Genomic DNA, 20204 nt, shown 5'->3' with positions numbered 1-20204 from the left:
TTACAGCCATGTTTTTAAGAAACCGATCGCTTTATGCCTCATTCCGGCTGTCTCGAAGTGCCCTGAATGAGAGCGAAACACTTCATAGCGTTCACCGGCGCCTTTTTCTTTATACACATCGGACAGCTTTTCTTCAATGAGGTCAATTCCTTGAACTGGCGTTAGTTTATCTGCGGTTCCGACCAGGCTTAAATGGGGCCTTGGAGCGATCAGGCTTTCGATTTGAGCCGTTGAAAAGTGCTTGACCAGCCCTGGAACATACGAATAGAGATTGTGACGGTCCAAATTCTGCGTCTTGATTAATGTTTCGCTGTCCACCTGCGCGCATATATCAACGCATACGCTGACCCGTTCATCCAATGCAGCAGTCCACCAGGCCATCAGACCACCCATCGACATGCCGAGTGAAGCGATGCGGCTTTCGTCTGTGTCCTCACGCATGCTCAGGTAATCGATGGCTCTGATGCTGTCGAAGACCATCATTCCCCACATCACCCGTCCTGTCCAAAGCATTTCTTTAAATATCTCACTCTCCGTTTTGCCCCGCCTGTCTCCGAAAGCCCAATGGTCAATCGCAAGCACGGAAAATCCCAAGGCCGTCAATTCCTCGGCGAACGGCGGCGTTTGCAAGTAATCCGCTCCTTCAATCAGCTCCTCCTTCCCCCTTTCGTAACGTCCTCCGTGTGAATGACAGTAAAGCACGGCCGGCCGCTTGCCGTTCATCTGTTTCGATTTTGCAAAATAGGCCGGTACCGCTTCAATTCCATTTAAATCAAGCAAAAGCGTTTCAAGAATAAAAGATGACTTTTCTTCAATTTTAAGAGTACTCACATCAATGCTTTTTTTCTCCGGCAAATCGCCGAGCAGTTTGAAAAGTTGACTGCGCATCGTGTTCCCCTTTCTTTTTTCCGTTTGATTCATTAATACGATTTGAAAGGGCGTTTTACCTTTTTCCAGATGATAAGTTGACGGAAGTTCACCACAAACAAGGCGCTGGTCAGCATGATAAACAGTAATATCCAGGGTGATGAAAACAAAAGAAGCAGCGAGAAGCACCCCATGAGAAAGAGGCAGCCTATTTTGTAAACGCGACCGGACAGCAGCTTGTAAGCAGCGGCAAGACCGCACAGCGAGTTGCAGATGAAAAAGGCGTTTGCGATCAGGACCAGTGTCTCAACATTAAGAAAGTGAAACATCAGGCAGACAAAAACGACGGTATGAATGAAAAACATAAGCCCCAGTGCTGCCATCGGCTGATTTCCCCTTGATCTGCGGGCAAACAGCCCGCCGGCCTGCGATGCCACCAGCCTGGCTGCTCCGCCTGTCACCTGAAAATAAGCGCACATGCAGAGAACAGCGGTGAGCACAGCGATCACCGGCAATGCAAAAGATCCGAACAACGGCGTCAGCATCATCGCCAGCTTCAATTGTCCGTTTGCGAAGAACCCCGGATCAATCCATTGAACAGCTGCCGCAGTCGCCACATATATGAGCGTTACCGTCAGGCTGCTGATCACGACGGCCCGGGGAATCGTTTTCCCGCGGTTTTTCACTTCCATGCTGTAGTTGCCGACGATTTCCCATCCGACTAATGCCCAGAACAGCAGCAGCAATCCGCGGCCAAAATCGGCAAACTGAAATGTTCCGTCTACGAGCGGCCCCTCACGAAAGTAAGGCACAGAAGCTGCGCTGCTTCCAAACAGAATGAGGGCCGCGGCAGTGGAAAAAATGAGTGCAACCATGCCGACAAATGAAAGATTAAAGCAAAGGACTACCATACAAAAGATAAAAAAAATGAAGCCGTACAGTTCAGCAGGAAATGCCGTGCCGGCCGCAAGAGAATGAATATATTCGCCGGCCGTCATTAATACGGCGGCGGGGCCGAAGCTCGCAGCCATGATAAAATAAAAGACTGCCAACTTTTTAACACGGGAACCGAACGCTTTTTCAGCCGCATAAGCAATCCCGGCATCATTCGGATACTCGACGCTCAATCTGGCAAAAATCCAGGCAAATAAAAAACCGATTCCCAACATCAACAGCCATGCAAAAATCGCATAGTCCCCCGCTGTCTGATGAATCATCGGCGGCAGCAGAATGATTCCCGACCCTAAAATAGGCCCCGTCATCAGCCCGCTTAATAATAAAGGGCCAAGCTTTTTTTCTCTCATACTGATACAATCCTTTCGCAAAGTCGTTTAAAATGATTGTAATCTTGTTTAATTCATCAGTAAAATAGATATTATCGATCAGCAACTTCGAATTTTTCGATATAAGATAAAAAAGGGGGATGACGAGATGGAGATCCGACATTTGAAAACATTCAAAACCATCGTGGATATCGGCGGTTTTACCCGTGCTGCCGATTATTTGGGATATGCGCAGTCCACTGTGACTTCGCACGTTCAAGCAATCGAACAAGAATTAAGAAAGCCGCTGTTCTACAGGCTGGGGAAAAAAATGATGCTGACAGAAGCAGGAAAACACCTTCTCCCTTATGCCGCAGAAATGGTTGAACTGTATGAAAAAGCGAGGCACATTCCGGAAAACGACCAGGAGCCGTCGGGAAACTTGATCATCGGCGCCTCGGAATCTTTAACGGTTTACAGATTGCCTGCCATTCTTCACGAATTTACTAACAAATATCCGCAGGTCACGGTCACATTAAAGTCTTCCACGTGCTGGCAGCTGAGAGATGAATTGAAGCAGGGAAAAATCGATGTCGCTTTTCTTTTGGACAACGATCGGAAAGAAAACGACCTTCATGTTGAAAAGCTGGTCAATGAGCCAATGGTGTTCATCTTTCCAAAGGAACACCCGGCAGGACAAAAGGCCCTTGATGATTTGACTTTTACCGCAAATGAAACGTTTTTATATACGGAGCACGGCTGCAGCTACCGTGATTTTTTTGAGGAGTATTTACGTCAAAGGGGAGTCATTGCCGACCATACGATGGAGTTTTGGAGTGTCGAAGCAATTAAACAGTGCGTGATGTGCGGTTTGGGCGTATCCCTTCTTCCTTTGATCACAACGCGCACTGATATCGAAGAAGGAAAGCTTCAGGGCACGCTTGTCCGCGACGCCCTGTTTTCCACTCAAATGGCTTATCATAAAAACAAATGGCTTTCTCCTGCAATGGCGGCTTTTACAGATATCGTCCGCACGAAAGCAAGAGACTGGGCACAGGCATAACGTTCCTATATCTAAATGCCTTCGGTATTCATCAGCACGATCCGCCAGCCGTCCGGATCTTCCACTGTTGCTCCTTTGTCCTTCCAATACGGATTTTCAGGCGGCACTTCGTGATGGCCCATGTCAGCGAGCCTTTTTAAAATACTCTTGATTTCCTTCTGATCAGGAATATAAAAGACGAGCAGATTGTCTTTGGTCGGTGCCGGACAAGGGCTGCCTCCGATATGGGAGGTGAATTCAAGGTGATATTGGACATTCGGCAGGCCGAACATGACGCCATGATACCCTTGATGTCCGGAAAAACCGCCAAGCTTTTTCAGGCCGAGCCCCTTTTCGTAAAACGCAACGATTTCGTCAAAACGGTCTGTAGGCCGGGCGATTCTGACCTGTACGGCGGAAAAATCGGAAAAATGCATCTTAATCATCTCCTTTTTTCCCATTTTAAGCGGTCACGGATCATTTGAAACGAAGCGAAAGGCTGAAATATTTTCATCCTTTCGGCGGAACGACAGGTCTTTCAGATTATTAAAAAAATCCCAAAACGGCTTTTAGTTTTGGGATTTTGTCATCCTTTTCCCGCAATTCTTGCAGTCTGGGAAAGCCGAGCATCGGAGCGGTCTTCCACAGGATGTGGTGACGGCGGTGTTAGGCGGTTAGCCGCCTGATCTTTTCTCCTATCGTAAGCACCGGCTTAGCAGGCCTGCCAACGAATGCGCGGGTTTGTCGGCACGCTGAAAAGCCCCTTCGGATTGAAGGGGCTTTTCCATTAATTTGCGACAATATTTACAAGCTTTCCAGGTACAGCAATCACTTTTCTGATCGTTTTTCCTTCGAGCTGTTCTTTTACTTTTTCATTGTTTTTCGCCAGCTCTTCAAGCTGTTCTTTGTCGGCGTCGGCTGGAACGTTCAGCTTCGCTTTCACCTTTCCGTTCAGCTGAACGACGATTTCGACTTCGTCATCAACGAGCTTTGCTTCATCATAGACAGGCCATGCTTCATACGTGATCGTTTCCTCATGTCCAAGTCGGCTCCACAGCTCTTCAGCCAAGTGAGGCGCGACAGGAGACAGCAATTTCACGAAGCCTTCCATGTATTCTTTCGGAAGCTGATCAGCTTTATATGCTTCATTGATGAAGACCATCAGCTGAGAAATACCTGTATTGAAGCGCAGACCTTCGAAATGGTCTGTTACTTTCATGACCGTTTCGTGGTAGACGCGCTCAAGCGTTTCGCCGGCTCCTTCAACGATCTTCTCGTTTAACCCGCCATTGTCATCGATGAACAGACGCCATACGCGGTCAAGGAAGCGGCGGGCGCCGTCAAGTCCTGTCGTTGACCAGGCGATCGATGCATCCAAAGGCCCCATGAACATTTCGTACAGCCGGAGCGTGTCCGCACCATGAGTCTCCACTATTTCGTCCGGATTGACGACATTGCCTTTGGATTTGCTCATTTTTTCGTTGTTTTCACCAAGAATCATTCCTTGGTTATAAAGCTGTTTGAACGGCTCTTTCGTCGGAACGACCCCGATGTCATAAAGGAATTTATGCCAGAAGCGCGCATACAATAAGTGAAGAACGGCGTGTTCCGCACCTCCGATATACATATCGACAGGAAGCCATTCCTGTAATTTTTCAGGGGAAGCCAGTTCGTTCGGGTTTTTCGGATCGATGTAGCGCAGGAAGTACCAGCAGCTTCCCGCCCATTGCGGCATCGTATTCGTTTCGCGTCTTCCCTTTTTGCCTGTTTCAGGGTCTGTCACTTCCACCCATTCTTTAATGTTCGCAAGAGGGGACTCACCCGTTCCGCTCGGTTTGATTTCCGACGTTTTCGGCAAGATCAGCGGCAGCTCTTCTTCAGGAACCGGAGTCGATGTGCCGTCTTCCCAATGGATGACCGGGATCGGCTCGCCCCAGTAGCGCTGACGGCTGAACAGCCAGTCGCGGAGGCGGTATGTTACCTTTTTCTCGCCCTTCCCGTTTTCCTCAAGCCACTGAATCATTTTTTCGATCGCAGCCGCTTTATCAAGGCCGTTCAGAAAATCTGAATGGATGTGTTCGCCGTCGCCTGTATAAGCTTCTTTCTCAACATCTCCGCCTTTGACGACTTCTTTGATCGGCAGCCCGAATGCTGATGCGAATTCGTGGTCCCGCTCATCATGGGCAGGGACGGCCATGACCGCTCCGGTTCCGTATGTAGCCAAGACATAGTCCGCGATCCATACCGGAATTTTTTCCCCGTTTGCCGGATTGACGGCATAAGCACCTGTGAAGACGCCTGTCTTTGTTTTGGCAAGGTCTGTCCGCTCCAAGTCGCTCTTTGATTGAACTTCTTCGATATAGGCGTCGACCGCGTCTTGCTGTTCAGGCGTCGTGATTTTTTGAACCAAATCGTGCTCCGGAGCCAAAACGGCATATGTGGCACCGAATAATGTATCAGGCCGCGTTGTGAAAACCGTAAACATTTCGTCTGTGCCGTCGACCGCAAAATGAACATGCGCCCCTTCGGAACGGCCGATCCAGTTGCGCTGCATCTCTTTGATGCTTTCCGGCCAGTCGAGTTCTTCCAGATCTTCAAGGAGACGGTCGGCATAAGCGGTAATCTTCAGCATCCACTGCTTCATTGGACGGCGTTCTACAGGATGGCCGCCGCGTTCGCTTTTGCCGTCGATGACTTCTTCATTGGCAAGAACGGTTCCAAGCGCAGGACACCAGTTTACAGGGACTTCATCTACATAAGCGAGACCTTTTTCGTAAAGCTTTAAGAAAATCCACTGCGTCCATTTATAGTAGTCCGGATCTGTTGTATTGACTTCTCTGTCCCAGTCATACGAAAAGCCGAGCGCTCTGATCTGGCGGCGGAAGTTGTCAATGTTCTGTTCGGTAAAGACGGCAGGATCGTTTCCCGTATCCAGCGCATATTGTTCCGCAGGAAGCCCGAATGCATCCCAGCCCATCGGATGGAGGACATTGTACCCTTGCATCCGTTTCATGCGGGACAAAATGTCAGTTGCCGTATAGCCTTCAGGGTGTCCGACGTGAAGGCCTGCGCCTGACGGATACGGAAACATGTCCAATGCATAAAATTTCGGTTTGGATTTATCTTCACGCGTGGCGAACGTTTTATTTTTAAGCCAATAGTCCTGCCACTTTTTCTCGATTGTTTGATGGTCAAAACTCAATTGTAAAAACCTCCTTTGAATATGAGTACGGCTTCTTTGTATTCAAGTATGGACGGGACTGGCAGCGTTATATTCAGATTATTCTAAAATCAAAAAAACTCTCCCATCCCTAAGAAGGGACGAGAGATTTCCCGCGGTACCACCCTTGTTAGTGTGCATGCGGCACACTCACTTGATATCTGTAACGCAGATACGCGGCAGCAGCTCATCACTGCTGCAACTCTGAGGCGAGTTCGGAAGCTCATTTGATTGACTTTCACCAGCCGTCAACTCTCTGAAACAAAATGGGCTTCTTACTGCTCCTCTTCACTGTTCTTGCCGTAACCGTAATCTTATCTGTATTTTATAGAATTCTGTTCATAAGTGCAAGCAGGTTTGTATACAATGGGAATGTGCTGAAAAAAGGGTAAGAGTGAGGATCTTAATCGTGTGGAGATTTGTTTTGCCGTTCGGAGTTCTGTACATTTGCCTGCTGTTCTCTGACAAAGTCAAAGCTTCTCAATACAGCTTCACCGCCGTAGCCGGCAATGATCGATAACACGACAAGCTGAATTCCAGAATCAGGTTCCGCAGATAAAACAAGCAAAATAGAAGCAACCATTCCGACAAGAATATCTTCAAAAAATCCAAGGTAAATGAATCGTTTCGTTGTTCTCGGTTTCTCGAGGCGCCCTCTTTTTTTAACGTGCCCGAGAACCCCCATAATCCCTCCAATCAAACAAGCAACCAAAACTTGATGCAGCATCTTCATCACCTTCCTAAAGCCCTTAGTTTAGTCAAGCGACTTCAGGCCATCGAGCAGCCCCCCTAGACCCCTTGCGATGATATTCGATACTACCATACAGAAAATGTGTTCTGTCTGAGAAGAAAAAAAGCTTGTTTCTTCCATTATATGTGAAGATTTGGTTGATAATCTTGATTCCTTCGATTCATTTTCATATAATTACAATTACCTATTTTTTCTATACCACTTATGCATCTGATTGAGCGGAGAGCTGCTTTTCCTTCCTGTCGTATAAAAACGCCGTTCCTATTGCGAACAGCAGCAATACGAGCAAAACCGCGAGCAAAAGCTGCATATTGAAATAATCAACCAGCATTCCGCCAAAAAGCGGCCCGATCATTCTTCCGCCGGTCGCCATACTGTTGACAAACCCTTGATAAAACCCTTCTTTTCCCCTCGGAGCGAGACGGTTGGCGATTGTCGGCACAGCCGGCCATACAAGCATTTCGCCAATGGTCAGCACAACCATCGCGGCAAGAAACGCCGGAAACCGTTCAGCGCCAAACAAAATTCCGTATGCCATCATAAAAATGACAAATCCGATCACGATTTGGTTTTTCAGCGATTCGGCAAACCGTTTCACAAAAAAACCGATCAGCGGCTGACCGAAAACAATGAGCGCCCCGTTCACTGTCCAAAGTACGCTGTACTGCCCAAGAGATATCCCCAGCTCCTGGGTGTGTGAAGCGATGGTCGAGGACCATTGCGAATAAGCGACCCAGCCGAGCAGGTAGCCCGTACATATAACCAAAAGCGCGGAGAATCTAGATTTCCCGCTGACTGAATCGGCATGATCCAAAACAGAAGACTGCATGGCTTTTTCAGACCGAATGCGTCTAAATCCGAAAATCGCAATCATGAAAAAGACGGCATACAGCATTGCATTCGCCAGAAAAACATACGTAAATGAAAAAGACGCGACAATTCCGCCGAGCGCTGAACCAACTGCCACCCCTGCATTTTGCGCCACGTATACAGCATTGAACGGCTTTCTGCCGCCTTCCGGCCAAACCGAGCCGGCCATTGCATAGCATGCCGGAAACACGATCCCTGATCCAAAACCGGCCAGTGTTAAGAAAAGAATGTATTGGAACCACTCGTGAAAAAAGACGAGGCCTGAAAGGCTCGCAAACGTGATCACAATTCCAAGTACGACGGTTTTAAATCCGCCGATTTTATCGAATAGATATCCCCCGAACAGGTTGCCCAGCACATTTGCCCCTGAGTTCAGCATCAGCACAAATCCGGCCGCTGTCAGCGACTTTCCCAAATGCTGATGGATATAGATGGTATTCAGCGGCCATAAAAAAGATGCCCCTGTGACATTGATAAACATTCCGATGACCAATAGCCATAATGTGCGCGGCATAGCGTTTCCTTCTTTCTCTTTAGCATTCCCTCTAGATTCTATTCGTTTTGCCCATTTTTTTCAATTGACACGATTTCGATTTTCAACATAAAAAACCCCCTTTTTAAAGGGGGAATTTTTTTATGATTGCGTCATCCATTTTGGCTTTCCGAAACCGGCGAATTCCCGATCGATCGCATCTTCGAAAGCTTTGGATTTTACCGCTTCTTTGAGATCTTTGGCGAATGGCTTGTCTTTGTTTTTTTCATCCACTACCACTTGATTGCGGTAGCGGTCAGGCATGTTCTCAAGCGCCAGCGCGTCCTGCAACTTCATATTAGCGGAGAGAGCGAAATTACCCGGGACAGCCGCGATATCCAGGTCATCGACCGCTCTTGGAAGATTGGCAGATTCAAGCTGTTTAAATGTCAGCTTTTTCGGATTTTCCGCAATATCCTGCACAGAGGCTTTCAATGTGTCGACATCGCTTTTCAGCCGAATCAGCCCCTGATCCTGGAGCGTTAAAAATGCCCTGGCGGCATTGGCCGGATCGTTTGGAACAGCCACTTCCGCCCCGTTTTTGACATCGTTCAAGTCGTTATATTTGGCAGAATAGAGACCCATCGGAGCGGTCGGCACAGAAATGAGTGCAGCAAGATGTTTATTGTTTTCTTGATTGTATGATTTCATAAAAACCTCATGTTGAAACAAATTGGCGTCGAGTTCGCCTTCGCTTAACGCCGTGTTCGGCTGTACATAGTCGGTGAATTCGACCACTTCAACTTTGTAGCCTTTTTTCTCAAGTTCAGGCTGAATCGCTTTTTTGACCATATCGTAATACGGTCCTGCAGTAGCGCCTATTTTGATCGTTTTACCATCGCTTTCGGCATTGTTTCCGCATGCGGTCAGAAGCGCCATGCTCAAGGCCAGTCCCAGCACGGAAGTCCATTTTAATATCTTGTTCATGTACATCTCCTCCTCCAAAATAAAAAAAACTCTTTCAGCGCCTGAAAGAGTTGTTCAACTTATCTTTCAGAATGCGCCTGACATTCTGCTGGATTTAGCACCTTGCTCTGCTGCAGGTTGCTGAGATTTCGCCGGGCCAGTCCCTCCATCTCTCTTTATAAGCTGCATATTCAGTTTTTTAAATGATTTCTTTATTTTACGTTTGAATATTTAGATTTGCAAGAAGTTTTTTGGTATAAACATTTTTTTCTTTTTAAGCTAAAATATAGTTATCAAACACGAAAGGAGACGAATCATGGAATCTATCATGCTGATCGGGTTTTTATCCTTTATTTTTTCCATCTGCTACCTTGTATTTCATTTGATCAGAAGAATCTTTTCTCCAGGCAAAAGGTTTTCCAGAAAACTCTTTTATCCTTGTTTTGCAGGCGGACTTCTCCTCCTGATCATCTCTGCGCCTTATTACAGTGAGGAAACATATGCCGTCGATGAGACAAAAACAGAGGACCTGACAACCGAGCTTCAGGAACTGAAAACTGAACACAGCGCTGTACAAAAGGAGCAAACCGCATTAAAGCAGCAGCTCAATCAAGCAAACGAAAAACTGAAGGCAGCCAAAACGGAGAATGACACATTAAAAAAAGAAAACGAAAAACTGACAAAAGAAAAAGACTCGCTTACGAAAAAAACAAAATCGCTGTCAGAAAAACTGGCTAAGGCTGAAGAAAAAAGCGGCAGTACCGAAGCCACTGTAAAAGAAAAGAACGCCACCGCTCAGGCCGGAACGTCACACAGCGCGCCCTCCCCTAAGAAAAACAGCGGTGAAAGCAAACAGGAGTGCAAAATCAAAGGAAGCGTCAACCATATTTATCATACACCAGGAAGTACATATTATGACCGCACGAAAAACGTCGCCCGCTGGTTCTGCACAGAACAGGAGGCGCGTGATGCGGGGTACAGACCTCCGAAACGTTAAAAAAGCCGGCATACCGCCGGCTTTTTTCTTAAAGCTCTCTTCTTAATGCTGTCAGCACGTTCGTTCTTGTCGCTTTAATGGCCGGGTTCAGGCCTGAAAGAATGGCGACGCCTGCACTGATCAAGGTCGCGATAAGGACAAGACTGACCGGAATGTACGAGAAGGTGATGCTGAAGTCTGCCGCACTCGCTCCTCCTTCTGAAACCGATGATAAAATAGGTGGTATAATCTTGTTCACTAAAAAGCTGACACCGTATGAAATGATAACACCTAAAACAGATCCTAAGATACCGATATAGGCGCTTTCCAGCAGAAACATTTTCCTGATCACGTTCGGGCTTGCCCCGATCGCTTTCATAATGCCGATCTCCTGCGTCCGCTCTGTAACCGCCATTGTCATCGTGTTGAAAATGCCGATCGCTGAAATCAAGACGGCAATGACTCCGACGAAGATCAGACCGATTTTAAAAGCCATGAAAAAAAGATTAATGCTTTCGAGTTTTTTCGTTATTGAATCGACGTAGTAGCCTTCATCCTCCAAATCTGTTGTCAGCTGTCCGACATGTTCAAAGTTATCCGCGTAAACCGAAAGCTTTTTTTCGATCGTGCCGCTGTCTTTGTCCGCCTTCAGAAATCCGGTGATGTCTTTTTGCATGTCGTTGCTGACATAGACTGTTGAATCGCTTGCCCATTCATAAGAAGGTTTTTTCGTAACTCCGACAACTTTCAGATCATATGTTTTCGCTTTCCCTTCTTCTCCTGTTTTTTCATCCATTTTTGAGATCTTTAATTCAATTGTTTTGCCGAGAATATCTTCTGCGTATCCTTTTGGTTCTTTTACTTCCTCAGCATTATTTTCCATCTGCTTTTCATAATCTTGGGCTTCTTTTTTCGTCCAGAGATTCTTCCCGAAATGGTAGCCGACGACGATTTCATTCGGTGTTTTCGCTACGCGGCCGCGATCGAGTTTGATATTGGCTTTTTGTTCAGCGGCCATGTCAGTAATCGTGATATTCGACATTTGATTGTTTGTCCTGTTGCCCAACTTTGCTTCAGCAGGTGCGAACACCTGCGTGCGCTCGATAATCGCGGACACATCTTTGCGATTTTCGAATTCTTTCAAGTCTTTCTTTTGAACTTTCTGATCGCTTTGCCCTTCTTTTCCGACAACATTTATCTCAGTCACGATTTGCTCTTTCATCAGCTGTTCAGTCAGCGATTTTTGCAGGCCGAACCCGACCGATGCGAGCACGATTAAGAATGCGCAGGCCACCGTTGTTGCGAGAATGGTCATGAATACACGCAGGCGGTTTTTCTTCATATTTCTTCTAATAAACTTCAACTGATCCTTAAACTTCAACAGTCTCTTCCCCTTTCTCTAACACGCCGTCAGATAACTGAAATTTCGTATTGGCGATCGATGCCACTTCGTCATCGTGCGTGATGATGACAAATGTAATCCCGCGTTCCCTGTTCAGCTGCCGAATGAATTCGAGAATTTCCTGTTCTGTTTCGGAGTCCAGGCTTCCTGTCGGTTCGTCGGCTAAAATGATTGACGGATTCAAAATCAAAGCGCGGGCGATGCTGACGCGCTGCTGCTGTCCGCCTGAAAGCTCATTCGGATAGTGGCCGGCGTGGTTTTCAAGGCCGACGCGGTGAAGCATCTCATTGACGCGTTGCTTCCGCTCAGACGGATGAACACCTTTTAAAGTCAGAGGCAGCTCGATATTTTCGAAAGTCGTCAGGCTCGGAATCAGCTGAAAACTTTGAAAGATGAAGCCGAAATGTTCAAGCCTGAATGCCGCCCATTCTTTTTCGCCGTAATTCGTGACATTCGTGCCGTCAATGACGATCTTACCTTCTGTCGGGGCGATATAGCCGGAAATCAAGTTCAACAGCGTCGATTTTCCGGAACCGCTCCGTCCGACAATGCAGGCGATTTCGCCTTTTTCGACGGTAAGCGAGACATCCTTTAACACTTTAATTTCATTTTCCCTCCCCTTTTTGCCGACTTTAAACGAGTGGTGAATATGCTCTACACTGATCATTTGTAAATCTCCTCTCCATTATGGGTTACAGCTGTTTTATTTTTTTAAAAATCAAGAAGTAACTGATTAAAAACCCGACTGCCGAACCGATCAACATACCGAAGATATAGCTGGACAGGCTTGAGCCAGAGGCTGTCCCGAATCCCCCGATGCCGAATAAAATCACGAGAATTTGGATCGGCCGGTCCATTTTTCCCCAAAGGAAAAAATGTCCGTTCCGTTCAATCTGCTGTCTGATAAAGCAGAAGTAGCCGATCATATAAAACAAAATCCCCATGGCGAGCGGAATAAGCGTAAAGGCCAGGCTGCCGTATTGAATGCCGAAATGGTTGAGGTACATGATCGGCGTTATATAATCCAATAGTTCTGTTTCACCATAAAAGAAAGCAGAGTGACCTCCAAAGAAACTCCGAATGATTCGAAGGTTGGCCAACGGAAGCCCGATCAGCAAATACGGCAGGATCGACGTTGAAAATGCAACGACCAGCTGGGCCAGCGGATTGCCGGTCATCGCGCCCGCCGCCATGACAAGCGAGTAGACCATAAAGCAGAAAATGACCGACCCGATAAAATACTCATGAAAATGAATGACATCAACCTTATACAAAATAATCAAAGCGTAAGATAATAAGTAAGATAATAGCTGAGCTGTTAAAAGAATTGAAAGGCCGAAGACATATTTCGTATTGAAAATGATGCCGCGCCTATAAGGGAGGCCGAGTGTGAAATCAAGCGTTCCTCTGCTACGTTCAAACCCGATCTGGCTGAGTGCAAGCGCGACTCCTCCAACCCAGAACATTCTCATAGCCCCGCCTATCTCATAATCTTTATATAAAACACACTCCATATCGGGAAATTTTTTCAGTTCTGCAAGGCATCCTTGGTACTGGAAATAATCATTCAAAAGCGTAAGCGGTTCACTCAGCATCACCGCTGCAAACACAACTAAAAAAATCCAGAAATGCTGTTTCCACTCTTTATATAAAAGTCCGCGGTCTACCATCTTCGCTTACCTCCATACTTCGCGATGAATACTTCCTCAAGACTGACCGGAAGCTCGTTCCAAACTTTCGGAGACAAACTTTTAAGAAATTGTTTGCTCACATCGTCTTCTTTCGGAATCAACACCGTATAAAAGACGCCGGTGTGATCCAAAACAGGGATTTCCCTTTCTCTGATTTTCAAATTGACATCTTCTTCAAATGCCATTTGGATTTTAATAAAATCGCCTTTCAGTTCATCAAGATCCATGATGTTCGACAATGTATTGTCTTCGAGAAAACCGATTCGGTTGCACATTCTTTCAATATCCTCAAGCCGGTGGGATGTGATGAGAATCGTCGTGTTGTTTTCAGCCACTTCATCGACCATCAGCTGGAGAACATCTTGTCTTGTGACGGCATCAATGCCGTCTGTCGGTTCATCGAGCAGGATGACCGCCGGCCGGATCGCAAATGACAAGATCAGCGACATTTGCTTTTTCAATCCTGTAGACAATTCCCTGTACTTTTTTGTTTCAGGAATATCGTAGCGGTTCATTAATTCATTAGCGTATGTAACATCAAAGTCAGGATAAATGTTTCGCAAAATATTGACGAGCTGTTTGTAATTGTATTTTTCGAAATAGGTGTTTTGAACGGGCATATAGACGATATTGCGCTTGACGAGCGGATGGTCCTTCACCTTGACGCTGCCGAAGTAGATATCTCCCTCATCAGGCAGCAGGATTTGCTGAATCAGGCGGAGAAGCGTTGTTTTCCCTGAGCCGTTTCTGCCGAGCAGTCCGAAAATCTCTCCTTCCTCAAGCTTAAAGGAGATGTTTTTGAGTATTTGTTTTCCGTCAATCGTTTTTGATACAGATTTGAGCTCAATCATTCACTTCCCCTCCTCTCACTTCTTCGTCGATTTCCGCCATCCACTCCTGCAGCTTTTTAGTGTCGATCCCAGCGTAATGCGCATCGATGATCAGCTGCTTTAACTGCTCTTTAATCATCGCAATCTTCCCTTCATCAAGCGTAACTTTCGCGTTTTCTGAAATATACGTTCCTCTCCCCCTCAACGTTTCAATTATTCCTTCCCGTTCAAGTTCTTTATAGGCTTTGCTGACAGTATTCGGGTTTGCAATGATAATGGTTGCAAGCTCTCTGACAGAAGGAAGTTTATCTCCAGGCTTGATTATCCCTTTTAAGCAAAGCTCTTTCATCTGCTGGATAATCTGCTCATAGATCGGGGTAGAGCTTCTCGGATCGATTTGAATCATCTATCTCCCTTCTTTCTCGTTCAATCTCAGGTCATTCACTTTTAAAAAAACACGTATCCCAAATTTTCTTGAATTATAAAGCCCAGCTTCGCAAGAACAAACAAGAACGAACAGGCAATGATAAACGCCACGACCACCATCGGCGTTATTTTTTTATGTTTATCACTCATGAGAGTTGCTCCTTTACATGTGTGTGTTAATTGTATTACTCGATATAGTACACCTAATACATTAAATACATCGTCCTTTTTTGTCAATCACTTTTTTCAAAAAAATGAACCCTTTCAAAAAGGGTTCATCTTTCATACGATCTCTGCAGAATCATATTGTTTTGAAGGGTTTGCAGCTGAAGCCTTTTGCGGTGAATTTCCTCCCTTTGTTGCTCATTGGCAAACAGCGAAAGCTTGTTTAATTCATTGACCGCGTTTTCAAGCATCAGCTGCGCATCGCTGTACTCTGTCTCATTGTAATGTTCCTGCCTGCTTGCAGTTTCAAATTGAGATAAAGCATAATCATAAGCATCTTCGCTTCTTTGGATGTGCTCTCCGACGGATTGTCTTGTAGCCAAAGAAAACCCCTCCTTAATGGAAAAATCCATCGTGATTAGTTTGGCCATCACAGCCGTGATCATTGAAGAAAATAATTGGGAATCGGTTTGTTCTTATCGTGTTTATTTGCTACAATTTTAGGATGCGTAATACTAAAAGGAGGTCCTTTTGTTTGCATCAGAACAACCCTTTTCCATATACGAACAGTGAAAAACGATATCATACATGGAATTATCATTTACGAAATCATTTCGGTCATAAAGTGTTTAAAGTCGCCCTTGACGGAGGCTTTGACTGCCCGAATCGCGACGGCACGGTCGCACACGGCGGATGCACATTTTGCAGCGCCGCAGGGAGCGGAGACTTTGCGGGAAACCGAGCCGACGATCTGCTGACCCAATTTAATGAAGTCCGCGACAGAATGCATGAAAAATGGAAAGACGGCAAATACATGGCGTACTTTCAAGCATTTACGAATACGCACGCTCCTGTCAGCGTTCTTCGCGAAAAATACGAAACGGTCCTCGGCCTCGACGGCGTAGTCGGCCTTTCAATCGCAACCCGGCCGGACTGTCTTCCTGACGATGTTGTCGAATATCTTGCCGAGCTTCATGAACGAACATACCTCTGGGTGGAACTCGGCCTTCAAACCGTTCATGAACGGACGGCTGATTTGATCAACCGCGCACATGATTTCGACTGCTATGTAGAAGGCGTGAACAAGCTGAGGAAACACGGTATCCGCGTCTGCTCTCACATCATTAACGGGCTGCCTCTCGAAGACCGCGGCATGATGATGGAAACCGCAAAAGCGGTCGCCGATTTGGATGTGCAGGGGATTAAAATCCATCTGCTTCACCTGTTAAAGGGAACGCCAATGGTGAAGCAGTATGAAAAAGGAAAATTAACGTTCCTTTCGCAAGATGATTATGTCCAGCTTGTTTGCGATCAGCTTGAAATTCTTCCGCCGGAAATGATCATTCACCGGATTACGGGTGACGGACCGATCGAATTGATGGTCGGACCGATGTGGAGCGTCAATAAATGGGAAGTCTTAAATGCCATCAATGGAGAACTGGAAAGGCGCGGCAGCTATCAGGGGAAATGGTTCAACAAAGAGAAAGAAGGCATCGCCACATGAAGCTCAAAAAGATCCTCCCGTATGCGAAAGAACTGCTGAAAACAGCCGCAGGCGAAGGAGACATCGTCATTGATGCGACAATGGGAAACGGACATGATACGTATTTTTTAGCAGAACTTGTCGGTGAAAACGGACATGTCTATGCCTTTGATATCCAGGAAGAGGCGCTGATCCATACTGCGGAAAGGCTTGGAGAAAAGCACCGCGGCAACGTCACTCTGATTCAAAAAAGCCACGATCAGCTGATTGAATCGCTTCCGCCTGAAGCGATCGGCCATGTATCGGCAGCCGTCTTCAATCTCGGATATTTGCCGGGCGGAGACAAAGCAGTGACAACAAGAAGCGTGTCCACCATTTCGAGCATCGAACAGCTGCTGCACATCTTGAAAGACGAAGGGCTAATCGTGCTTGTCGTCTATCACGGCCATCCAGAAGGAAAAAGAGAGAAGGAAGACCTTCTCGAATTTTGCTCAAATCTTGACCAGGATAAAGCGCGCGTCCTCTGTTATCAATACCTAAACCAGCGGAATGATCCTCCGTTTATTATCGCCATTGAAAAAAAAGCTCAAATCAGCAAATGATTTGAGCTTTCCTTTATGAACTTTTCATCCACGGCATTTTTTGAATTTTGCGGTAGGCCCTTCCGTTGATATAGAAGAAGTAGGAAGTTTTTCCGCTCGCTTTAATAAGGCGCTTCGCCAGCCGGCCGATTTCCTTTTGACCCGCGACCTTATCGTCTGATAAATAAACACCCAGAAGACCTCTGTTGATCAAACGGTGAAAGTTTTCGTGCGGAATCCCGCGCAAATGTTCATCCGCCATTTCGATGAAATATTCGAGCCTTTCCATCATATCTGAATGTGATGGGTAATACGTGCAGAAATTCAAATCTCCTCCGATTAAGTCTTCCTCCTGGTCAATTAAATAATCGAGCAGGATGTGCAGTCCCTGTATGTACGGAAAATAGCTGTCGCGGATCTTTCCGGCCATCGATTCAGTAAAATCGGAACGGACGGAATACGATACGAGGCAGAAGATGCCGAGCGTTGAACCCGCACAGGCTGAGAACTCGTACCATTCCATTTTCGGCAAGGCCGATCTATAATTCTCAAACCACGCTTCGAGCCGGGGGACACGCTCATGCTCCACAACGTGTTTATGAACTTGCAGATCGCAGTAATAGCTGCAAAGCTCAAGCAGGTGCTGCTTGATCAGATCATAGTTCTCAATTTCCGCAAGCACGTCTTGGCACGTTTTCACTAAGTCGTGCAAATAGCCTTGATCATCCTGGTCTTCCCTGAACCGGTAATAGTTCTTCAATTCAGCCCCGACGGTCAGCGCGTCTTTCATTGACTGATGAAGCATGGAAAAATCATCAGGGTCAAGCGAGGTGCTCCGGTCGCATAGATTGTCGAGATAGTCGCTTATCGTCTGATACGCCGTAATAAACCGGATCGACTGCTCGATTTTGTCGCCTGAAAGGAGGGCCATAATGCCGCCGCCTTCACAGTGAAAGGTTTTATCCCTAATGCTGGCTTTCGCCTGCGTTTTCAGCTCGGGATTTTGAATCGTTTCAGCTTTTCGTTTCCACTTGTCCAACTCTTGATGAACAAGGGGAAAAACTTCTCTGTATACTTTAGCCATTAATCCAAAAGGATGCTCCGGTACTGCCAAAGAATGCACCTCCATTATGTCATATACTGTTCCGCAAACGCTCTGGCCGCTTTAAAAACGTCTTCCCGTTCAGGCTCATTAAAAATTTCGTGGTATAAGCCCTCCCATTCCCTGTACGTCTTATTGTGAGAAGCAAGCTCGTTAAACCACTTGACGACCATTTTTTTGTCGACAAGCCAGTCTGTGCCCGCCTGCATGACAAAGAGCGGGATGTTGAGAAAGGCGTCCGTCGGCTCCATCGCGCTTTTCAACGCTTTTAACATTTCTTGATACCATCTGACAGAAACTTTTGTGATATATAATGAATCGTTGATGTCCATTTCGATGACTTCTTTGTTTCTCGTCGCTTTATCAGGCGTGATCCCGGATTCAAACCGCATGGACGGAGCCAAAACGTTGAGCCCTTTGGAAATCCAGTCCAAAAATTTGTTCGGCTTTAATTGCAGCCCGAGACAAGGGGATGATAAAATGAGACCGGCAATGCCGCTTTGCTGCTGCTTAAACCACTCGATCGCGATCAGGCCGCCCATGCTGTGCCCGAGCATAAATACAGGCAGTTCAAATGCTTTCGCCCTGGCGACCCATTTGTCCACTTCATCAATATATTCTTGAAACGAGCGTATATGTCCTCTTTCTCTTGTCGAAGTTCCCTGTCCGGGCAAATCCCCCATGACGACATTAAACCCGGATGAACGCCACATTTCGGACAGCCATTTATACCGCCCGTGATGCTCACATGCACCGTGAATGATGACGATTGAAGCAACAGGTCTTTCCGCTTCCATGCACCACATGCTGACCACCTCACACAATTTTATAAATGAAAGGATGAAACCAATGATCTACCCTTATAAAAAAACGGAACCCGTTATTCATGAAACGGCGTTTATCGCCGACAACGCGGTCATCACCGGAGATGTAACAATCGGAGAGCAATCAAGCATCTGGTTCTCTTCGGTTATCCGCGGCGATGTCGCCCCGGTCAGGATCGGAAAAGGCGTGAACATTCAAGACCTTTCCTGCCTGCACCAAAGCCCTGAGCGCCCTCTTGTGATTGAAGACGGTGTGACGGTAGGCCATCAGGTTACACTGCACAGCTCCGTGATACGAAAGCATGCCCTTATCGGAATGGGGTCGGTTATTCTTGACGAAGCGGAAGTCGGGGAAGGCGCTTTTATCGGGGCAGGCAGTCTTGTCCCGCCTGGCAAAAAGATCCCGGCCGGGCACCTCGCATTCGGCAGGCCCGCTAAAGTCATCCGCCCGTTAACCGACAAGGATAAACAGGAAATGGAAAGAATTCGCAAAGAATATATTGAAAAAGGACAATACTACAAATCCTTGCAAAAAAAAGATTAGCTTTGCTACAACTTTACCATTTTTCCACCGATAATTTAAGCAATAACCTTTTCGGCCGCACGCGTCTGCGGCTTTTTTCTTTTCCGAAATCTTTACAAATACTTATCATTTGCTAAACATTCATTTTTTACAATAAACATGAAGCAGCCATTCATGTAAAGGGGGTTATGACATTTGAATAAACTGATGGTCGGCATCTACAACTTTGAATGCCGGGTCTTCCTCGGTATGAACAGCTTATTTCACCAAAAAGCACTAAACCGTTACTTTCGTTCCTCAACACATCTGGGAGGGGCATTCTGCACGATTTCCGCTAGCCTGTCTCTCTTGCTGTTCGGATCCGGAAGTGTTCGTACAGCGGGGATCGCCAGCGCCATTGCACTTTTGGTCAGCCACCTTCAAGTCATGCTGATCAAAAAGCTGTATCCAAGAAAGCGGCCGTATTTAACGCTAAAGGAAACACAGGTTTTGCAAAATCCGCTCAAGGATCATTCTTTTCCATCCGGCCATACGACCGCGGCATTTTCCGTCATTACACCGCTAATGATATTCTTTCCGATACTCACGCTTTTATTAATTCCGGTAGGCATCAGTGTGGGACTCTCCAGAATTTATCTCGGGCTCCATTATCCTTCGGATGTTCTGGCAGGCACGGCCCTCGGGATATCAGTCGGAACTTTGTCGGCGATGGTCTTCTAAGCCGGCCGTTTCTTCCAAAGCGTCACTGATT

At 46.5% G+C, this 20204-nt stretch carries 22 protein-coding genes, 1 riboswitch and 1 other annotated feature; of the genes, 6 read left to right on the top strand and 16 right to left on the bottom strand.

Annotated features, from left to right (window positions below; all coding sequences use genetic code 11):
* Positions 1-888, bottom strand: coding sequence for a dienelactone hydrolase family protein (locus tag M1E06_RS05645; RefSeq protein ID WP_216904384.1), 888 nt, complete (start codon positions 886-888; stop codon positions 1-3).
* A 32-nt stretch (positions 889-920) separates the two neighbouring features.
* Positions 921-2171, bottom strand: a complete 1251-nt coding sequence (locus M1E06_RS05640) for an APC family permease (protein WP_095290793.1) — start codon at positions 2169-2171, stop codon at positions 921-923.
* A gap of 127 nt (positions 2172-2298) precedes the next feature.
* Between M1E06_RS05640 and M1E06_RS05635 the strand changes: the two genes are divergently transcribed.
* The gene (locus M1E06_RS05635; RefSeq protein ID WP_020452651.1) at positions 2299-3192 is read left to right on the top strand and encodes a LysR family transcriptional regulator; all 894 of its coding nucleotides are present in this window, start codon (positions 2299-2301) and stop codon (positions 3190-3192) included.
* Positions 3193-3203: 11 nt separating this feature from the next.
* Here the strand turns inward: M1E06_RS05635 and M1E06_RS05630 are convergent, their stop codons facing one another.
* From M1E06_RS05630 to M1E06_RS05610, 5 genes are all read right to left on the bottom strand, one after another.
* Positions 3204-3608 carry a VOC family protein gene (locus M1E06_RS05630; RefSeq protein ID WP_020452652.1) on the bottom strand — a complete coding sequence of 135 codons (405 nt, stop codon included), beginning with the start codon at positions 3606-3608 and terminating at the stop codon, positions 3204-3206.
* Positions 3609-3958: 350 nt separating this feature from the next.
* A complete protein-coding gene (gene leuS / locus M1E06_RS05625) occupies positions 3959-6373 on the bottom strand; it encodes a leucine--tRNA ligase (RefSeq protein ID WP_020452653.1) in 2415 nt (804 codons plus the stop codon).
* Between the two features lie 112 nt (positions 6374-6485).
* Positions 6486-6692 (bottom strand) — a binding site (T-box leader).
* 102 nt (positions 6693-6794) lie between these two features.
* Positions 6795-7124 (bottom strand): DUF4257 domain-containing protein, encoded by a 330-nt coding sequence (locus tag M1E06_RS05620; protein WP_016885609.1) that lies wholly within the window; start codon positions 7122-7124, stop codon positions 6795-6797.
* A gap of 220 nt (positions 7125-7344) precedes the next feature.
* The gene (locus M1E06_RS05615; RefSeq protein WP_020452654.1) at positions 7345-8526 is read right to left on the bottom strand and encodes an MDR family MFS transporter; all 1182 of its coding nucleotides are present in this window, start codon (positions 8524-8526) and stop codon (positions 7345-7347) included.
* Between the two features lie 120 nt (positions 8527-8646).
* Positions 8647-9471, bottom strand: a complete 825-nt coding sequence (locus M1E06_RS05610) for a MetQ/NlpA family ABC transporter substrate-binding protein (RefSeq protein ID WP_020452655.1) — start codon at positions 9469-9471, stop codon at positions 8647-8649.
* A gap of 56 nt (positions 9472-9527) precedes the next feature.
* Positions 9528-9635, bottom strand: a riboswitch (SAM riboswitch).
* 131 nt (positions 9636-9766) lie between these two features.
* Here M1E06_RS05610 and M1E06_RS05605 point away from each other — a divergent pair.
* Positions 9767-10447, top strand: a complete 681-nt coding sequence (locus M1E06_RS05605; RefSeq protein WP_020452656.1) for a sunset domain-containing protein — start codon at positions 9767-9769, stop codon at positions 10445-10447.
* Between the two features lie 28 nt (positions 10448-10475).
* Here the strand turns inward: M1E06_RS05605 and M1E06_RS05600 are convergent, their stop codons facing one another.
* The 7 genes from M1E06_RS05600 to M1E06_RS05570 form a co-directional block, all read right to left on the bottom strand.
* Positions 10476-11807, bottom strand: coding sequence for an ABC transporter permease (locus M1E06_RS05600; RefSeq protein ID WP_020452657.1), 1332 nt, complete (start codon positions 11805-11807; stop codon positions 10476-10478).
* Positions 11797-12495, bottom strand: a complete 699-nt coding sequence (locus tag M1E06_RS05595; protein WP_020452658.1) for an ABC transporter ATP-binding protein — start codon at positions 12493-12495, stop codon at positions 11797-11799. Before M1E06_RS05595 ends, M1E06_RS05600 begins: the two co-directional genes overlap by 11 nt.
* Positions 12496-12520: 25 nt before the next feature.
* Positions 12521-13498 (bottom strand): ABC transporter permease, encoded by a 978-nt coding sequence (locus M1E06_RS05590; RefSeq protein WP_020452659.1) that lies wholly within the window; start codon positions 13496-13498, stop codon positions 12521-12523.
* The gene (locus M1E06_RS05585; protein ID WP_020452660.1) at positions 13492-14370 is read right to left on the bottom strand and encodes an ATP-binding cassette domain-containing protein; all 879 of its coding nucleotides are present in this window, start codon (positions 14368-14370) and stop codon (positions 13492-13494) included. The genes M1E06_RS05590 and M1E06_RS05585 overlap by 7 nt, the downstream gene beginning before the upstream one ends.
* Positions 14363-14755, bottom strand: a complete 393-nt coding sequence (locus tag M1E06_RS05580; RefSeq protein ID WP_003184565.1) for a GntR family transcriptional regulator — start codon at positions 14753-14755, stop codon at positions 14363-14365. Before M1E06_RS05580 ends, M1E06_RS05585 begins: the two co-directional genes overlap by 8 nt.
* Before the next feature lie 41 nt (positions 14756-14796).
* Complete coding sequence (locus M1E06_RS05575) at positions 14797-14925, bottom strand: hypothetical protein (RefSeq protein ID WP_020452661.1); 129 nt, start codon at positions 14923-14925, stop codon at positions 14797-14799.
* 125 nt (positions 14926-15050) lie between these two features.
* Positions 15051-15323, bottom strand: coding sequence for a YtzC family protein (locus M1E06_RS05570; protein WP_003184568.1), 273 nt, complete (start codon positions 15321-15323; stop codon positions 15051-15053).
* Between the two features lie 152 nt (positions 15324-15475).
* On the opposite strand from M1E06_RS05570, the gene M1E06_RS05565 reads away from it, so the two are divergent.
* Positions 15476-16444 carry a TIGR01212 family radical SAM protein gene (locus tag M1E06_RS05565; RefSeq protein ID WP_020452662.1) on the top strand — a complete coding sequence of 323 codons (969 nt, stop codon included), beginning with the start codon at positions 15476-15478 and terminating at the stop codon, positions 16442-16444.
* Positions 16441-17025 carry a tRNA (mnm(5)s(2)U34)-methyltransferase gene (locus tag M1E06_RS05560; RefSeq protein ID WP_020452663.1) on the top strand — a complete coding sequence of 195 codons (585 nt, stop codon included), beginning with the start codon at positions 16441-16443 and terminating at the stop codon, positions 17023-17025. Before M1E06_RS05565 ends, M1E06_RS05560 begins: the two co-directional genes overlap by 4 nt.
* 13 nt (positions 17026-17038) lie before the next feature.
* Here the strand turns inward: M1E06_RS05560 and M1E06_RS05555 are convergent, their stop codons facing one another.
* Both M1E06_RS05555 and M1E06_RS05550 read right to left on the bottom strand, forming a co-directional pair.
* Complete coding sequence (locus tag M1E06_RS05555) at positions 17039-18118, bottom strand: tetraprenyl-beta-curcumene synthase family protein (protein WP_020452664.1); 1080 nt, start codon at positions 18116-18118, stop codon at positions 17039-17041.
* A 14-nt stretch (positions 18119-18132) separates the two neighbouring features.
* Positions 18133-18912, bottom strand: a complete 780-nt coding sequence (locus M1E06_RS05550) for an alpha/beta hydrolase (protein ID WP_020452665.1) — start codon at positions 18910-18912, stop codon at positions 18133-18135.
* A 43-nt stretch (positions 18913-18955) separates the two neighbouring features.
* Here M1E06_RS05550 and M1E06_RS05545 point away from each other — a divergent pair, with 43 nt between their 5' ends.
* On the top strand, positions 18956-19474 hold the full coding sequence (locus M1E06_RS05545) for a gamma carbonic anhydrase (protein WP_020452666.1): 519 nt from the start codon (positions 18956-18958) through the stop codon (positions 19472-19474).
* A gap of 186 nt (positions 19475-19660) precedes the next feature.
* On the top strand, positions 19661-20173 hold the full coding sequence (locus tag M1E06_RS05540; RefSeq protein WP_373370873.1) for a phosphatase PAP2 family protein: 513 nt from the start codon (positions 19661-19663) through the stop codon (positions 20171-20173).
* Positions 20174-20204 lie beyond the last annotated feature (31 nt).

Source organism: Bacillus sp. AK124 (assembly GCF_053903085.1).
This window is presented reverse-complemented; position numbering and strand designations above follow the sequence as displayed.

Excerpts from the sequence above, each read along its gene's own strand:
- M1E06_RS05645 (WP_216904384.1), bottom strand. The coding sequence starts at position 888 with ATGCGCAGTCAACTTTTCAAACTGCTCGGCGATTTGCCGGAGAAAAAA.
- M1E06_RS05640 (WP_095290793.1), bottom strand. The coding sequence starts at position 2,171 with ATGAGAGAAAAAAAGCTTGGCCCTTTATTATTAAGCGGGCTGATGACG.
- M1E06_RS05635 (WP_020452651.1), top strand. The coding sequence starts at position 2,299 with ATGGAGATCCGACATTTGAAAACATTCAAAACCATCGTGGATATCGGC.
- M1E06_RS05630 (WP_020452652.1), bottom strand. The coding sequence starts at position 3,608 with ATGCATTTTTCCGATTTTTCCGCCGTACAGGTCAGAATCGCCCGGCCT.
- M1E06_RS05620 (WP_016885609.1), bottom strand. The coding sequence starts at position 7,124 with ATGAAGATGCTGCATCAAGTTTTGGTTGCTTGTTTGATTGGAGGGATT.
- M1E06_RS05615 (WP_020452654.1), bottom strand. The coding sequence starts at position 8,526 with ATGCCGCGCACATTATGGCTATTGGTCATCGGAATGTTTATCAATGTC.
- M1E06_RS05610 (WP_020452655.1), bottom strand. The coding sequence starts at position 9,471 with ATGAACAAGATATTAAAATGGACTTCCGTGCTGGGACTGGCCTTGAGC.
- M1E06_RS05605 (WP_020452656.1), top strand. The coding sequence starts at position 9,767 with ATGGAATCTATCATGCTGATCGGGTTTTTATCCTTTATTTTTTCCATC.
- M1E06_RS05595 (WP_020452658.1), bottom strand. The coding sequence starts at position 12,495 with ATGATCAGTGTAGAGCATATTCACCACTCGTTTAAAGTCGGCAAAAAG.
- M1E06_RS05590 (WP_020452659.1), bottom strand. The coding sequence starts at position 13,498 with ATGGTAGACCGCGGACTTTTATATAAAGAGTGGAAACAGCATTTCTGG.
- M1E06_RS05585 (WP_020452660.1), bottom strand. The coding sequence starts at position 14,370 with ATGATTGAGCTCAAATCTGTATCAAAAACGATTGACGGAAAACAAATA.
- M1E06_RS05580 (WP_003184565.1), bottom strand. The coding sequence starts at position 14,755 with ATGATTCAAATCGATCCGAGAAGCTCTACCCCGATCTATGAGCAGATT.
- M1E06_RS05575 (WP_020452661.1), bottom strand. The coding sequence starts at position 14,925 with ATGAGTGATAAACATAAAAAAATAACGCCGATGGTGGTCGTGGCGTTT.
- M1E06_RS05560 (WP_020452663.1), top strand. The coding sequence starts at position 16,441 with ATGAAGCTCAAAAAGATCCTCCCGTATGCGAAAGAACTGCTGAAAACA.
- M1E06_RS05550 (WP_020452665.1), bottom strand. The coding sequence starts at position 18,912 with ATGTGGTGCATGGAAGCGGAAAGACCTGTTGCTTCAATCGTCATCATT.
- M1E06_RS05545 (WP_020452666.1), top strand. The coding sequence starts at position 18,956 with ATGATCTACCCTTATAAAAAAACGGAACCCGTTATTCATGAAACGGCG.
- M1E06_RS05540 (WP_373370873.1), top strand. The coding sequence starts at position 19,661 with ATGGTCGGCATCTACAACTTTGAATGCCGGGTCTTCCTCGGTATGAAC.